Source organism: Vibrio sp. Isolate30, from assembly GCF_022397975.1.
Lineage (GTDB): Bacteria > Pseudomonadota > Gammaproteobacteria > Enterobacterales > Vibrionaceae > Vibrio > Vibrio fortis.
In genome coordinates this window covers 108,208-122,957 of record NZ_JAKEUS010000009.1, presented here as the reverse complement: position 1 = coordinate 122,957, position 14,750 = coordinate 108,208, and the positions used below count along the sequence as shown (strand labels likewise).

13 protein-coding genes and 1 other RNA gene are annotated in these 14,750 nt (G+C 44.3%); 7 read left to right on the top strand and 7 right to left on the bottom strand.

The features are described from left to right. Positions 1–14 precede the first annotated feature (14 nt). Positions 15–452 carry a type IV pilin protein gene (locus tag L1D60_RS18530; RefSeq protein ID WP_275665748.1) on the top strand — a complete coding sequence of 146 codons (438 nt, stop codon included), beginning with the start codon at positions 15–17 and terminating at the stop codon, positions 450–452. A gap of 151 nt (positions 453–603) precedes the next feature. Here L1D60_RS18530 and dnaJ read toward each other — a convergent pair whose 3' ends face one another. The 5 genes from dnaJ to grpE all read right to left on the bottom strand — a co-directional run bounded on the left by dnaJ (position 604) and on the right by grpE (position 7,770). Then, on the bottom strand, positions 604–1,749 hold the full coding sequence (gene dnaJ / locus L1D60_RS18525; protein WP_032551376.1) for a molecular chaperone DnaJ: 1,146 nt from the start codon (positions 1,747–1,749) through the stop codon (positions 604–606). Positions 1,750–2,049: 300 nt separating this feature from the next. Next, complete coding sequence (dnaK, locus tag L1D60_RS18520) at positions 2,050–3,963, bottom strand: molecular chaperone DnaK (protein WP_239842395.1); 1,914 nt, start codon at positions 3,961–3,963, stop codon at positions 2,050–2,052. 362 nt (positions 3,964–4,325) lie between these two features. After that, positions 4,326–5,363: a polysaccharide lyase family 7 protein gene (locus L1D60_RS18515; RefSeq protein WP_239842394.1), complete on the bottom strand. Its 1,038-nt coding sequence runs from the start codon at positions 5,361–5,363 to the stop codon at positions 4,326–4,328. Between the two features lie 227 nt (positions 5,364–5,590). Then, on the bottom strand, positions 5,591–6,865 hold the full coding sequence (locus L1D60_RS18510; protein WP_239842393.1) for a dicarboxylate/amino acid:cation symporter: 1,275 nt from the start codon (positions 6,863–6,865) through the stop codon (positions 5,591–5,593). 323 nt (positions 6,866–7,188) lie between these two features. Further along, positions 7,189–7,770: a nucleotide exchange factor GrpE gene (gene grpE, locus L1D60_RS18505; RefSeq protein WP_032551370.1), complete on the bottom strand. Its 582-nt coding sequence runs from the start codon at positions 7,768–7,770 to the stop codon at positions 7,189–7,191. 143 nt (positions 7,771–7,913) lie between these two features. Here grpE and nadK point away from each other — a divergent pair, with 143 nt between their 5' ends. From nadK to bamE, 3 genes are all read left to right on the top strand, one after another. After that, positions 7,914–8,798: an NAD(+) kinase gene (nadK, locus tag L1D60_RS18500; RefSeq protein WP_032551369.1), complete on the top strand. Its 885-nt coding sequence runs from the start codon at positions 7,914–7,916 to the stop codon at positions 8,796–8,798. A gap of 288 nt (positions 8,799–9,086) precedes the next feature. Further along, a complete protein-coding gene (recN, locus tag L1D60_RS18495; RefSeq protein ID WP_239842392.1) occupies positions 9,087–10,751 on the top strand; it encodes a DNA repair protein RecN in 1,665 nt (554 codons plus the stop codon). 167 nt (positions 10,752–10,918) lie between these two features. Further along, positions 10,919–11,278, top strand: coding sequence for an outer membrane protein assembly factor BamE (gene bamE / locus L1D60_RS18490; RefSeq protein WP_239842391.1), 360 nt, complete (start codon positions 10,919–10,921; stop codon positions 11,276–11,278). Between the two features lie 79 nt (positions 11,279–11,357). Here the strand turns inward: bamE and L1D60_RS18485 are convergent, their stop codons facing one another. Both L1D60_RS18485 and L1D60_RS18480 read right to left on the bottom strand, forming a co-directional pair. Next, positions 11,358–11,666: an RnfH family protein gene (locus L1D60_RS18485; protein ID WP_239842390.1), complete on the bottom strand. Its 309-nt coding sequence runs from the start codon at positions 11,664–11,666 to the stop codon at positions 11,358–11,360. Positions 11,667–11,668: 2 nt separating this feature from the next. Next, positions 11,669–12,097 (bottom strand): SRPBCC family protein, encoded by a 429-nt coding sequence (locus L1D60_RS18480; RefSeq protein ID WP_032551364.1) that lies wholly within the window; start codon positions 12,095–12,097, stop codon positions 11,669–11,671. A gap of 118 nt (positions 12,098–12,215) precedes the next feature. On the opposite strand from L1D60_RS18480, the gene smpB reads away from it, so the two are divergent. From smpB to L1D60_RS18465, 3 genes are all read left to right on the top strand, one after another. Continuing rightward, positions 12,216–12,701: an SsrA-binding protein SmpB gene (gene smpB / locus L1D60_RS18475; RefSeq protein WP_032551363.1), complete on the top strand. Its 486-nt coding sequence runs from the start codon at positions 12,216–12,218 to the stop codon at positions 12,699–12,701. Between the two features lie 67 nt (positions 12,702–12,768). Further along, positions 12,769–13,135: a transfer-messenger RNA gene (gene ssrA / locus L1D60_RS18470) on the top strand. 185 nt (positions 13,136–13,320) lie between these two features. Further along, entirely contained in the window at positions 13,321–14,553 is a 1,233-nt protein-coding gene (locus tag L1D60_RS18465) for an integrase domain-containing protein (RefSeq protein WP_239842389.1), read from the top strand. Positions 14,554–14,750: the final 197 nt, after the last annotated feature.

Sequence of the window (14,750 nt, the reverse complement as noted above, 5' to 3'; positions counted from 1 at the left end):
AGGAAGTCCTCGTGATGATTCGAAAAAATATATGCAACAGCAACAACATACGTGTACAAGGAATGACATTGATCGAGTTATTGATTGTGGTTGCCATCATCGGAATCTTGGGCGCGATCGCCTACCCTAGTTACACCAATCATGTTTTAGCAGGTCACCGATCCAGTGCTCTCGCCGACATCGCCCGTATTCAGTTAGAACTAGAGGCGAGTTACGACAACGGCTATGACTGGAGTAATGTTATCTCAGGCAGTCACTGTTTAATCTGCGATACCGACAGTTCACGATTTTCATTCAGTGTTGCCAGTTCGGCTTCAGCAGCTTATACCATTACAGCAACCCCAGCGTCTGATGCAGAGCAAGACAAAGACGATTGTTTTGATGGAGAAGAACCCAAAGTACTCACCCTAAACAATGCCAATGTTGAGTACCCTGAAGCTTGTTGGATGTAACGAAGATATTGGATGAAAAATAACGAAGGTTTTCAGGGAAAGGTAAACGCGATAAACCAAATTTGAGAGACAAAAAAGCCTGCTACATGAGCAGGCTTTTGTAATTTTTTAAAACTTCAGGCATCAACAGCCAAAAGTATCAATAACCTAATTACTTAGTTAGGTCATCGAAGAAGTTTTTAACACCGCTGAAGAAACCTTCAGATTTTGGCTTATGCTTACTTGCCGCTTCGCCGCCACACGTCTCTTCAAACTCACGTAGAAGTTCTTTTTGACGAGAGCTTAACTTAACTGGCGTCTCAACCACTAGCTTAACGATTAGGTCACCCACACCGCCGCCACGAACGCCTTTCACGCCCTTGCCACGCATACGGAACATACGGCCCGTTTGTGTCTCTTCAGGCACCTTAAGGTTTACTCGGCCATCCAGTGTAGGAACTTCAACTTCACCGCCTAGAGCAGCCATAGAGAAGCTTACTGGCACTTCGCAGTAAAGGTTGTTGCCGTCACGTTCGAAGATGTTGTGCTCTTTTACGTGAACTTGTACGTACAAATCGCCAGCTGGAGCGCCTTGCTCTCCCGCTTCACCTTCGCCAGATAGACGAATACGATCGCCTGTATCAACACCTGCAGGGATCTTAACGTTAAGTGTTTTCGTCTTCTGCTTACGGCCTTGACCATGACAAGAGTTACATGGGTCTTTGATGATCTTGCCTTTACCGTTACAAGTAGGACAAGTTTGTTGAACCGCAAAGAAGCCTTGACGCATTTGAACTTGGCCATGGCCATGACAAGTGCCACAAGTTTGCGCAGAAGAACCTTTCTTCGCACCGCTGCCGTCACAAGTATCACACTCAACGAGAGTCGGTACTTCGATCTCTTTCGATACACCACGAACTGCTTCTTCTAGAGTCAGTTCCATGTTGTAACGTAGGTCTGAACCGCGTTGTGCACGTTGTTGACCGCCGCCACGACGACCACCACCGAAGATATCGCCAAACACATCACCAAAGATGTCACCGAAATCACCATGACCGCCGCCGAAGCCGCCGCCACCGCCCATACCGCCTTGTTCAAAGGCTGCGTGACCATATTGGTCGTAAGCGGCTTTCTTTTGAGAATCGGTAAGGATCTCATACGCTACTTTTACTTCTTTAAACTTTTCTGCTGCGCTTTCATCACCCTGGTTACGGTCAGGGTGGAACTTCATTGCTAAGCGTTTGTACGCCTTTTTAATATCGCGCTCTGATGCATCACGGCTAACGCCTAATACTTCGTAAAAATCACGTTTTGACATGTTCTAAGTCACCAAATTTATTGCCACTACCAAATTACTTCTTTCAGTAGCTTGTGTATCAATCTAGATAAAGGTTCGAGATTCGAGATTCGAGATTCGAGATTCGAGATTCGAGAGCCATTATCTAGATTGACAGCCTAAATACAAATTTACGGGCGTAAGAGTTACCTCTGACGCCCGTATTAATAAGTCTTCGAGACAAATTTCTAAGCAGATAGCTTGAGTTCTAGGAGGAAGCGCGCAGCCTACGCTAGTAGGTGAGCACTTCCGACAACGAAATCAGGCTACTCTGCGACGAAATTATTTCTTGTCGTCTTTAACTTCTTCGAATTCTGCGTCAACAACGTCGTCGTCTTGCTTAGGTTGCTCACCTGCTTCAGCGCCAGCTTGTTGAGCTTGAGCTTGCTGTTGAGCGATTTCCATTAGCTTCTGAGCTGCTTGCATAAGTTCTTGAACTTTAGCGTCGATAGCTTCTTTGTCGTTACCAGACTTAACTTCTTCTAGTGCCGCGATAGCTGCTTCGATCTTCTCTTTCTCGTCTGCAGGTAGAGCTTCACCAGCTTCTTCTACTTGCTTCTTAGTGCCGTGAATCATTTGGTCAGCTTGGTTACGTGCAGTTACTAGCTCTTCGAACTTCTTGTCCGCTTCTTTGTTAGCTTCTGCTTCTTGTACCATTGCTTCGATCTCTTCCTCAGACAGACCGCCCGAAGCTTGGATAGTGATCTTCTGCTCTTTACCAGTCGCTTTATCTTTCGCAGATACGTTTAGGATACCGTCAGCATCTAGGTCGAAAGTTACTTCGATTTGTGGCATGCCACGTGGTGCTGGTTGGATACCTTCTAGGTTGAACTGACCAAGAGACTTGTTGTAAGTCGCTTGCTTACGCTCACCTTGTAGTACGTGGATAGTTACCGCGCTTTGGTTGTCTTCAGCTGTAGAGAACACTTGATCCGCTTTTGTAGGGATAGTTGTGTTTTTCTCGATTAGCTTAGTCATTACGCCGCCCATCGTTTCGATACCGAAAGATAGAGGAGTAACGTCTAGAAGTAGTACGTCTTTAACGTCACCAGCTAGTACACCACCTTGAACTGCCGCACCCATTGCTACTGCTTCGTCAGGGTTTACGTCTTTACGAGCTTCTTTGCCGAAGAACTCAGCAACTTTAGCTTGAACCATAGGCATACGAGTTTGACCACCAACTAGGATAACGTCAGTGATTTCGCCTACAGATAGGTCAGCATCCGCTAGAGCAACTTTTAGAGGCTCAAGAGAACGTTGTACTAGGTCTTCAACTAGAGACTCAAGCTTCGCACGAGTCACTTTGATGTTCATGTGCTTAGGACCAGTCGCATCAGCAGTAACGTAAGGTAGGTTTACGTCAGTTTGAGTAGTAGAAGAAAGCTCGATTTTCGCTTTTTCTGCTGCTTCTTTAACACGCTGCATTGCTAGTGGATCAGTCTTAAGATCGATGCCTTGCTCTTTCTTAAACTCGTCTACTAGGTAGTTGATCATGCGGTTATCGAAGTCTTCACCACCTAGGTGAGTGTCACCGTTAGTAGAAAGAACTTCAAATGTCTTCTCGCCTTCAACTTCGTCGATCTCGATGATAGAGATATCGAAAGTACCACCACCAAGGTCGTATACAGCGATAGTGCGATCGCCACCTTGCTTGTCTAGACCGTAAGCTAGAGCAGCAGCAGTTGGTTCGTTGATGATACGCTTAACGTCTAGACCAGCGATACGGCCAGCATCTTTAGTTGCTTGACGTTGTGCATCGTTGAAGTAAGCAGGAACAGTTACAACAGCGCCAGTTACTTCTTCACCTAGGAAGTCTTCAGCTGTTTTCTTCATCTTCTTAAGTACTTCAGCAGATACTTGAGGAGCAGCCATTTTTTGGCCTTGCGCTTCTACCCATGCATCACCGTTGTCAGCCTTAACAATGTTGAAAGGCATGATTTCGATATCGCGTTGTACTTCTTCATCTTCAAAACGACGACCGATTAGACGCTTGATAGCGAATAGTGTGTTTTGAGGGTTAGTAACAGCTTGACGTTTTGCAGGTTGACCAACTAGCGTCTCGCCTTCTGTGTATGCGATTACTGACGCAGTTGTGCGTTCGCCTTCCGCATTCTCGATTACGCGTGGTTTGTCGCCGTCAAGAACAGCAACACAAGAGTTAGTAGTACCTAAATCAATACCAATGATTTTACCCATCAGGCTATCTCCGAAATATATTCTATTTAGTTTTTGCTATACCCACATATGTGGGGGTGGTAATCAGGGATTCAACCCCGATACACAAAATTAAAGTGCAAATGTTTTTTGCTTTCGTATGCCCAATAGATAAGGGCAGCAAAACACTTTTCAAGGGAAATAAAGAAAAAAAACTCATTTTTCCTTCTTTATTACTGAGGGAGGGTGGATATTGGCTACTTAATCAACGGTTAAGCACTGATTGAACAGAAGGTCTCATGGTGAATCATCGTCACTCACTCTTCAAAAATGCCGTTTTGCGATACTGTAAAAAGCAAAAGACCCTCATTTGAGGGCCTTACATAAAACACGGGATGTGAAGATTACTGGTTCAGAACCAACTGGTAGAAGCTGGTTTTGGTGTAGTCGCCTGCATCCATACCACGCCACTCACACGCCGAGCTCGATTTCTTCGTATTACACTGGTTATATGCACCCGCTTTGAAGTACATCCAATCTTGACCGTAACCTAAATCAACTTCATGACCTTGGTAGTTACCGGCTGCTAAATCCACTTCATAGGTTTTCACTATAGGTGAATCCGAGTTCGGGTTTTTAGTAAAGGTCAGGTGCATGATCGTATCTTTGATATCAACATCGTAAGAGAAAACTTCACCAAGCTTAATGCCATCAACCGGGTCCGCACTGCCCTTCTTCAGGTTATATTTACCAAACACATCATGACGGATATCTTTGCGTAGCTTCTTACCGTTATCATCCTTGGCATTTTGCAGCTCAGGCGTAGGGTTAAGTTCATAGTTCCACGTTAGAGAACCATGCTCATGCTCTGGTAATTTACGGTAAACAATCTTCAATGGTTCGTTATCTGAGCCATGAATCTGACCAATCACCACAGAAAACGCACCTGTCTTCTTGTAGTTACCACTTGTACTCACTTGATCGACCGACAGTGTTGCCGTCATCTGGCCACCAATCGAGCCATAATCTTTCGCATTGCTGTGGCTCGATACTACAAAGTTGTTGTCTGGCGCAGCGTAGTCATCGCCTAGCATCGCACGTAATTCACTTCGAGTGTTTTTACTATTTGGTGTGGTTGGTGCTGTATTTGGAGCAACAAACACCATCGCACCGGTTTCTTTGTCTGTGTAGAACCATTCAGGATGAACATAAGGCGTTTCTACATTAGCAAGCTCAGTTTTGGCGATCTCTAAGGTCTTACCTTTACGCGGTCCCTCAGTTGTCAGCTCAGGTAAATTGATCTTCCACTTAGATAGGTCAAAGTTTTGCGCAGGTGCTTTCGCCGGATCAAGGTTGAATTGGCTTGCCATATCATTATCGGCGGCAAGAGCAGGTGTCGCTAAAACAGCAGCGGTAATTAAGCTAAGGTAGGACAACTTCATTTTATTTTCCTTAATGTCGTCTGAATGTAGGTTGCCAAAGAATATAAAATACTATTGTATTATTATATGTGATCAATCTTAGATATTTGCAGAGACACTCTAGAATTTCATGTTGCCATTCACAAAACCGACTAACGCTTATCTAAACCTCACTGTTTTTCTCTAGTACAAACGAAAAAAGCGAGGCTCTAGGCCTCGCTTTTAAGATTCAGTTTTGAGTTTTCTGATTAAGCTTCTGCTTTATTCAGTTCAACTTCTTTATCTGCTTCTACACCGATTTCGTCTTCAGACTTAGCAACAATTGTGTTTACTGCTGTGTCACCAACTACGTTAGAAGAAGTACAGAACATGTCACAGATACGGTCAACAGCTGCAACGATTGCTAGACCTTCTGGTGGTAGACCTAGTTGGTGCAATAGAACACCTACCATTACTACACCGCCACCTGGAACACCACCAGCACCGATAGACAGTAGCAGGATAGTTAGACCAAGAGTAAAGATGTCTGCAGTGTTAATTGGCTGACCAAATGCGTTAGCTACGAACATAGTTGCTAGTGCGATGTAGATAGATACACCAGACATGTTCATTGTTGCACCTAGTGGTACACCAAAGCCTGCTACAGATTTAGAAACATTCAGCTTCTCTGTAAGAGTGCGCATTGTTACAGGGATTGTCGCATTCGAACTTGCAGTAGATAGTGAGAAAAGAATCTGCTCACGAGTTGCACGTAGGAATTGTTTTGGAGAAATACCTGTGAACGCACCAACCATTGCTGGGTAGAAGAAGAAGATCCAGAACACTAGCATTGCAACAACAAGTGCTACGTAACCTGCTACTGACATTAGCGTGTTTGCGTCAAGCGTTGCACCCAGTTGAATCATCAGTGCGAATACACCGTATGGCGCTAGGCTCATTACTAGACCGATAAGCTTCATCATGATTTCGTTAGCCATCTTGAACGTCTTGATAGCTGGGCCACCACGAGAATCAAGCGCTTGAATAGCAAGACCCGTTAGAATCGCCATGAAGATGATTTGAAGCATGTCGCCGCTTGCGAACGCTTGTACTGGGTTGCTAGGAACAATGTTCACAACCAGAGAGAAGATGTCTGGTGTTTCAGTTGTTGTTAGAGCAATCGTCTCAGAAACCGTACCCGCTAGGCTAGCACCCGCACCCGGTTGGAAGATCAAACCGATAGTTAGTGCAGCAGAAATCGCGATGATGGTGTTGATAATGTAAAGAGCAAAGGTTTTACCACCAAGACGACCAAATGAACGGATATCTTTCAGTTCAACGATACCGCAAACGATAGATACGTAAACAAGTGGAACAACAAGAAGTTTAATTAGTGAAACGAACATACCACCAGCGCCTTCCGCAGCACCAAGTAGGTAAGTATCAAAGATCGCAATACCGCTGAGTAGGTACTGAATTGCAGTACCGATAAGTAGGCCGGCAAACAAACCTACAAATATTTTACTTGAGAGCGATTTATCCATCGTTTATCTCCAGTCTGTTATGTTTGAAAAATGTACTTTTATAGTTATATATACGAGTGATATCTCGATATGGCCGGAGATTTTACATATCAAGATAACAATTGAAAGCATTATTTCACATATTAATTACAAATGTGACATCAGAGCAATTATTTAAAAACAACTAGTTTCATAAAATATTACACTAAACACCTGAAATCACTAAAATAAAAAGAACGACATACTTAAAGCACTTTTTTTGCTTATTTGTTGGCCTGCCGCTGTATTAAACACAAAAAAAGAGAGGCCGAAGCCTCTCTTAGTATTTCACATGGTTCAGTGATTTATTTTGAAACCATAACCATTGCTGGACGAATCACACGACCGTTAAGCTCGTAACCTTTCTGCATCACGAACATTACTGTGTTTGGCTCGTGATCTGGGCTTTCTTGAATCGACATTGCTTGGTGAAGCTCAGGGTTGAACGCTTCGCCTTCAGGGTTGATCTCTTTAAGACCAAACTTAGCTACCACGTCTACAAACGTTTTATGAGTCAGCTCAACACCTTCAAACAGAGGCTTAACTACTTCGTTGTCAGCGTCTGCTGCTTGCATTGCACGCTCTAGGTTATCGATAACTGGTAGCAGCTCTTCTGCAAACTTGTTTAGAGCAAATTTACGCGCTTTGTCGATCTCTTGCTCAGTACGGCGGCGCATGTTTTCTACTTCAGCTTTCGCACGTAGAACAGAATCTTGCTGCTCTTTTACTTTCGCTTCGCTCGACAACAAAGCTGCTTCTAGTTGAGCGATCTTTGCTTCTTGTTCGTCAGCGGCTTCTTCAGTTTGCGCTTCTGCTTCAACTTTCTCTGCCTCAGCAATGATCTGATCTAGCTCTTCTTCCGTTACTTTGTTTTCTTCGTTGCTCATGATATCTCCAGAATTCAGTTTTCTATGCCAGTGAGCGGCGTATTAGCGCCCAATTTGATATAAAACACTCGCATAGTCATTCAACTTGCCTTTATTATGGGGATGAAGAATTTTGATTCAAGCCTAATTCGTTTGGAAACCTTATGAAAAAGCCATTTGAAGTCATCGCCATCATTGGTAAACCTCGAGATCAACAAGCAATTCAGACTCATAGAGAGCTGTATCAGTGGTTAAGTGCTGAAGGCTATCAAGTGTTTGTTGATGACAGATTAGCCAGCATTTTAGACGACATCCCTAAAGAGCGATTCTCAAGCTTGGTCGAACTCGGTAAACGAGCGGATTTAGCCGTTGTTGTAGGTGGTGATGGCAACATGCTCGGCGCAGCGCGTATCTTGTCCCGATTCGATATCTCAGTGATCGGTGTAAACCGTGGTAACCTCGGCTTTTTGACCGATCTTAATCCTGAAAATTTCCAATCAGCGTTAACTGATGTGCTTAATGGTGAGTTCATGGAGGAAGAGCGCTTCCTACTTGAAACCGAGATCCATCGTCATGGTCAAATAAAAAGCCACAATGCAGCGCTTAACGAAGCGGTACTTCACCCAGGTCAAGTCGCTCACATGATCGAATTTGAAGTCTACATTGATGACAGCTTCGCCTTCTCGCAGCGTTCTGACGGTTTGATTGTCTCTACGCCGACTGGCTCTACCGCCTATTCACTCTCTGGTGGTGGCCCGATCTTGTCTTCTAGCCTAAATGCAATCTCACTCGTGCCGATGTTCCCGCACACATTATCGAGCCGACCTTTGGTGGTTGATGGTAAGCGCCACATCAAACTGATTGTCTCTCCAGATAATCGTGGCACTCAAGAAGTAAGCTGTGACGGCCAAATCTCACTCCCTGTTTCACCTGGTGACGAAATCCACATCTACCAAAGCCCAAACGTGCTCAAGCTGATCCACCCTAAGGATTACAGCTACTATCACGTCCTAAGAAACAAGCTTGGTTGGTCGAGTAAGTTGTTCTAAGTAAACAACGAATAAATTTTGAAAGGTTGGCAACATGCCAACCTTTTTTATTGCCTGAAACCCTAACGCTCCCTGCCCTTCAAACCTTATTTGTAGCGTCATTCCAGAACTGAGGGACGAAGTGTCTGGAATCTCTTTTCGCAAATAGACATCAATATCAGTTACCTACAAACGAAGTTTGATTTGATCGATCTCACAAAAAATATTCACCTGCTTACTTTACTGTATAAAGAAACAGTATATACTGATCTTATATACAGTGTTGTTCAGTTATACAGGTAAATAAAAATGCTGGCTCATCTAAGTGTTAATAATTTCGCTATTGTTAAGTCTTTACAGCTAGAACTTTCTAAAGGCATGACAACCATCACCGGTGAAACTGGTGCAGGTAAATCTATTGCTATTGACGCGTTAGGCTTATGCCTTGGTGGTCGAGCTGACGCAGGCATGGTGCGACAAGGTGAAGAGAAAACCGAAGTCAGCGCCGCATTTTTACTGGATAACAACTTACATGCGACTCGTTGGCTAGAAGATAACGAGCTACTGGATGGCAGCGAATGTATTCTTCGCCGTACCATCTCGAAAGAAGGCCGTTCACGTGCCTTTATTAATGGCAGCCCTGTTCCACTCTCACAACTAAAATCATTAGGCCAGCTGCTTATTAACATCCATGGTCAGCATGCACACCATCAGTTGATGAAAAGCGACTACCAAATGGCAATGCTTGACCAATATGCAGGCCACCTAAACCTGCTGAAGTCGACTCGCAACGCATACCAAACTTGGCGTCACGCAGACAACCACCTAAAAGAGTTGCGTGACAACAGCCAACAGAACCAAGCACAGAAACAGTTGCTTGAGTACCAAATCAAAGAGCTGAACGAGCTCTCACTTGGGGAGGAAGAATATGAAGAGCTTGAACAAGAGCACAAACGCCTATCCAACAGTGGTGAGCTTGCATCAACCTGTCAGCAGGCTATCGAGCTTATTTACGAAGGTGAAGAAATTAATGCGCTTGGTATTCTGCAATCGGCCAATCACTCCCTAATTCAGCTAGCTGAACTGGATGAAAGACTGGCTGAGTTACCAAACATGCTCTCTGAAGCCATCATCCAAATCGAAGAGACCAACAGCGAGCTGAGGACTTATCTGGATAGTATAGATGTCGACCCTGGTCGTATGGCATTTGTAGAAGAGCGATTCTCAAAAGTCATGTCGATGTCACGCAAGCATCATGTATTACCAGAAGAGCTTTACAAGCATCATCAAGATCTTCTTCAGCAGATTGAAGACCTAGACTGCTCTGATGAAAAGCTGGATGAGCTGGCTAACGAAGTTGAACAGCACTACCAAGGTTTTGTTGCGAAAGCCGAGAAACTGCATAAGTCTCGCGTTCGTTACGCTAAAGAGCTGAACAAACTGATCACGCAAAGCATGCATGAACTCAGTATGGAAAAAGCGCAGTTCGCAATTGAGGTAAACAACACCAATACACACCCATCACCACTGGGTATGGACAACGTGACCTTTATTGTTTCTACCAACCCGGGGCAACCAATGCAGCCAATTGCTAAAGTGGCCTCTGGTGGTGAGCTATCGCGTATCTCACTCGCGATTCAGGTAATCACCGCTCAGAAAGTCGATACCCCTAGCCTGATCTTCGATGAAGTGGATGTTGGTATCAGTGGTCCAACGGCTGCTGTCGTTGGAAAAATGCTGCGTACTCTGGGCGAATCGACACAAGTCATGTGTGTGACTCACTTGCCTCAAGTGGCAGGTTGTGGTCACCAACAACTGTTCGTTGCTAAAAGCACCAAAGCAGGCAAAACAGAGACGCAAATGCACACACTTGATGAGCAACAACGTATTTCTGAGCTTGCAAGATTGCTTGGTGGCAGCCAGATCACCGATTCAACGCTCGCCAACGCAAAAGAGCTGTTAATCGCCGCTTAGATTAAACTTTCGCCAAATACCTGATAGTTTTCTGAAAAAGATTGGCAATTTTGCAACTTATTTCAAAATTGCCAGTCATATTAAGTTCAAAGCGCAAGGAGCTTTTTACTTCTTGCTGGAGCTTGTTTATTATCAGGCAGTATTTTAGCGAAGAAAGATCTCAGACTATGCGAATTAAGAAGTGGTTAGTTGCAGTTCCACTTGCACTAACAATGTTGACCGGTTGTTCTCTATTAGAAAAGTTGGTTTATCGAATTGACATCAACCAGGGTAACTACGTTGAACAAGAAGCTGTCGACCAACTGAAATTTGGTATGACTAAGACACAAGTTCGTTACGTTATGGGCTCACCAATGCTGATCGAAAACGGCTACCCAGACACTTGGTACTACATTTACCATCACCAAAAAGGTCACGAAGACCCGATCCAGAAAAACCTCGTGGTTAACTTTGACGCGACAGGCACACTGGTAAGCATCAACGGTGACTTTGAAGCGAGTGATGAGTTTTTCGAAAGCCTTCGATAAAACCGCTAAATGCACAACCCGCCAGATACTAAAAAGCCTGCAACGATGCAGGCTTTTTGCTACTTGAACGTATAACGATTTACTTAGTCGCTGCCGCTTTTGCTTGCTCGGCACGCTTACGACGAATCTCTTTCGGATCAGCCAGCAGTGCGCGGTAAATTTCAATGCGGTCTTTGTCTCGAACTGTGGCATCCAGTTTCACGTTGCGGCTGTATACACCGACCTTATTCTTAGTTAGGTCGATTTCAGGATAAAGCTCAAGCACGCCAGACTGGCCGATGATCTCTTCTACCGTCGCGTTCTTGTTCACCACCAGTGTAAATACACGCTGCTCATGTGGCAGGGCGTAAACCACTTCAACGTGGATCATGTCTGATTCAATGCTCATGCTTAGTACACCTGCTTCGCACGCTGAGTAAACGCGTTCACCATATTGCTGGTGAGTTCATTGAAGATCTTGCCAAAAGCCATTTCAATCATGCGGCTAGAGAATTCAAACTCAAGCTTCAATTCTACTTTGCACGCTTGATCGTCTAAAGGCGTAAAGTACCAACCGCCCTGCAGCTTCTTAAATGGGCCGTCCACCAGCTCCATTAAAATCTCTGCACCTTCCGCGAGGCGATTCGACGTTGTAAATGTTTTGCTAATACCAGCTTTCGATACATCAACCGAAGCCACCATTGCTGAATCTGAAGATTCGATCACACGAGAACCAGAACAACCCGGCAAAAACTCAGGATAACGAGCAACATCATTGACCAAGTCAAACATCTGGTCAGCACTAAATGATACTAATGCTGAACGAGTAACCTTTGGCATATAGACTCCTGTTAAAGACAGCGTTACATTAAACAAACCACAATTTTAATGGTATTGAGCCAGAGCGCAAATAAAAAGGATTCCCCATCTTTCGCGCAATCCGTATAATGAGGCCATTATGGCAAAGAAAAAATCAAAATCAAAAGCGGGTAGTAATACCATTGCGCTAAATAAGAAAGCTCGCCACGAATATTTCATCGATGATGAGATTGAAGCGGGGCTTGAGCTACAAGGCTGGGAAGTAAAATCCCTACGTGAAGGCAAAACGAACATCGCAGAAAGCTACGTCTACATCCGAGACGGTGAAGCATTCATCAGTGGCATGACTATCACTCCACTAACACAAGCAAGTACGCACATTGTCGCGAACCCAACACGTGTCCGTAAACTCCTAATGTCGAGAAAAGAGCTCGACAACCTATTCGGTCGTATTAACCGTGAAGGCATGACGCTGGTTGCAACATCGCTATACTGGTCTCGCTCTTGGGCGAAAATCAAAATTGGCGTAGCAAAAGGTAAGAAGCTGCACGACAAACGTACTGATATGAAAGAAAAAGATTGGGCTCGCGATAAAGCACGAATTATGAAGAGTAATTTGCGTTAATCTTGAGCACTTGAACTGCACAGTGCTAGACAGGCATGGCTTTTCTGGTACTATGCAAGAACACTTTGGGGCTGATTTAGGATTCGACAGGAATTTTGCAGTCTGAGGTGCATGCCGTGGGGCGGTTGGCCACGTAAAAAGCCGCAAAAAAATAGTCGCAAACGACGAAAACTACGCACTAGCAGCTTAATAACCTGCTCAGAGCTCTCTCGCCCTAGCTTCCGCACGTAAGACGGGGAATAACGAGAGATCAAACCCAAACGCGCTAGCCCGGATTTTCCCACCTGAGAGATGAACGGCGAATTATAATTCAGGTTAGCCTTTAACTAGCGTGTCGGTTCGCAGGTTACTGGTGAATTTAAAGATCGACTAAGCATGTAGTACCAATGATGAATAGTTTTTGGACGCGGGTTCAACTCCCGCCAGCTCCACCAAACACGTGTATCGGGACGTCTCAGGACGTCCCGTTTTTGGTTTTAAACCCTTGAAAAGTCTAAATTGATCAGTATCAAGGCGTCTCACTGAATTTCATCTAATCTCTTCCATGAAGTAACATTCAATGTAACACGCTGATTAAAGCACCATACCTAGTGTTACATTAAGCAAGGAAGAGATAGAAATGGCCCGAATAATCAAACCGTTATCAGCCACCCAAGTAAGTAAAGCAAAGCCCAAGGACAAAGAGTATAGCCTTGGCGATGGTAATGGCTTACTTTTGCGTATCAAACCGAATGGCACAAAATCCTGGATATTTAACTACATACACCCTGTAACCAAGAAACGAAAGAATATCGGTCTTGGCATCTATCCCGATATCACTCTAGCGTCAGCACGAGAGAAAACAAGAGAGTTCCGCCAGCTCGTTGCTGAAAAAATCGACCCTCAGACTCATCGAAACAATCAAGCAGCAGCGGAACAATTAGCGGTCGAAACAACACTGCACCATGTCGCTAAAGAATGGTTTGACGTTAAAAGTCACTCCATTACGCCAGGCTACGCACAAGATATATGGCGCTCTCTAGAGCTACACATATTTCCGAATCTCGGTCAGTTGCCGATTCGTGATCTACTTGCTCCAACTGTCATCAAACAGCTACGACCTATAGAACAAAAAGGCTCTCTCGAAACGGTAAAGCGAGTCTGCCAACGTTTAAACGATGTTATGGCCTTCGCCGTCAATAGTGGCTTTATACATTCGAACCCAATACAAGGAATTAGAGAAGCGTTCAAGAAACCCAGCGTTGAACACATGAAAACGCTTACTCCCGACGAGCTACCTTTACTGATGAATGCAATGTCAAATGCAAACATCAAAATGGTAACCAGATGCGCCTTTGAATTTCAGCTCCATACATTGACTAGGCCATCAGAAAGTGCTCAAGCTCAGTGGCACGAAATTGACTTCGAAAGTAGGCTCTGGATCATCCCTGAGCAAAAAATGAAGAGCCGCAGGGTTCATAAGATTCCACTGTCTGACGCAAGCATACAGCTCCTTAAGTTCATGGAACCAATTACCAAAGGCAAACGATATATCTTTGCCAGTGACACAAGCAAAAGCGGACACATTAACACCCAAAGCGTTAATACAGCTTTAAAACGAGCTGGAATGACGGGAAAACTAGTCAGTCACGGTATGCGATCCATAGGCAGCACAGCCCTTAATGAGCAAGGGTTCAATCGTGATGCAATCGAACTATCTTTAGCACATGTTGATAAAAATACGATCCGAGATATCTACAACAACGCACAATACCTTGAAGAGAGGAGAAAGATCATGGAATGGTGGAGTAATTTCATCCATGATGCAGCCAAAAGTGCTAATACTATCGCAAAGCCTATATTGGGTAACTAAACACCACCACGTGACATAAGTCACAATAGCCATGTAATTTTCATGGCTTTTCTTTACAGACTTAAGATATTCGATCTAGTCTCTCTGCGTCGTTCAGAGACTCACTCTGTATCAACCGACTGACTTAAAAGGAGAAAGTGAAACTAAATTAAACCTGAAGTTTGCTACTTTATCGATAGCAACTTATTACATACTTT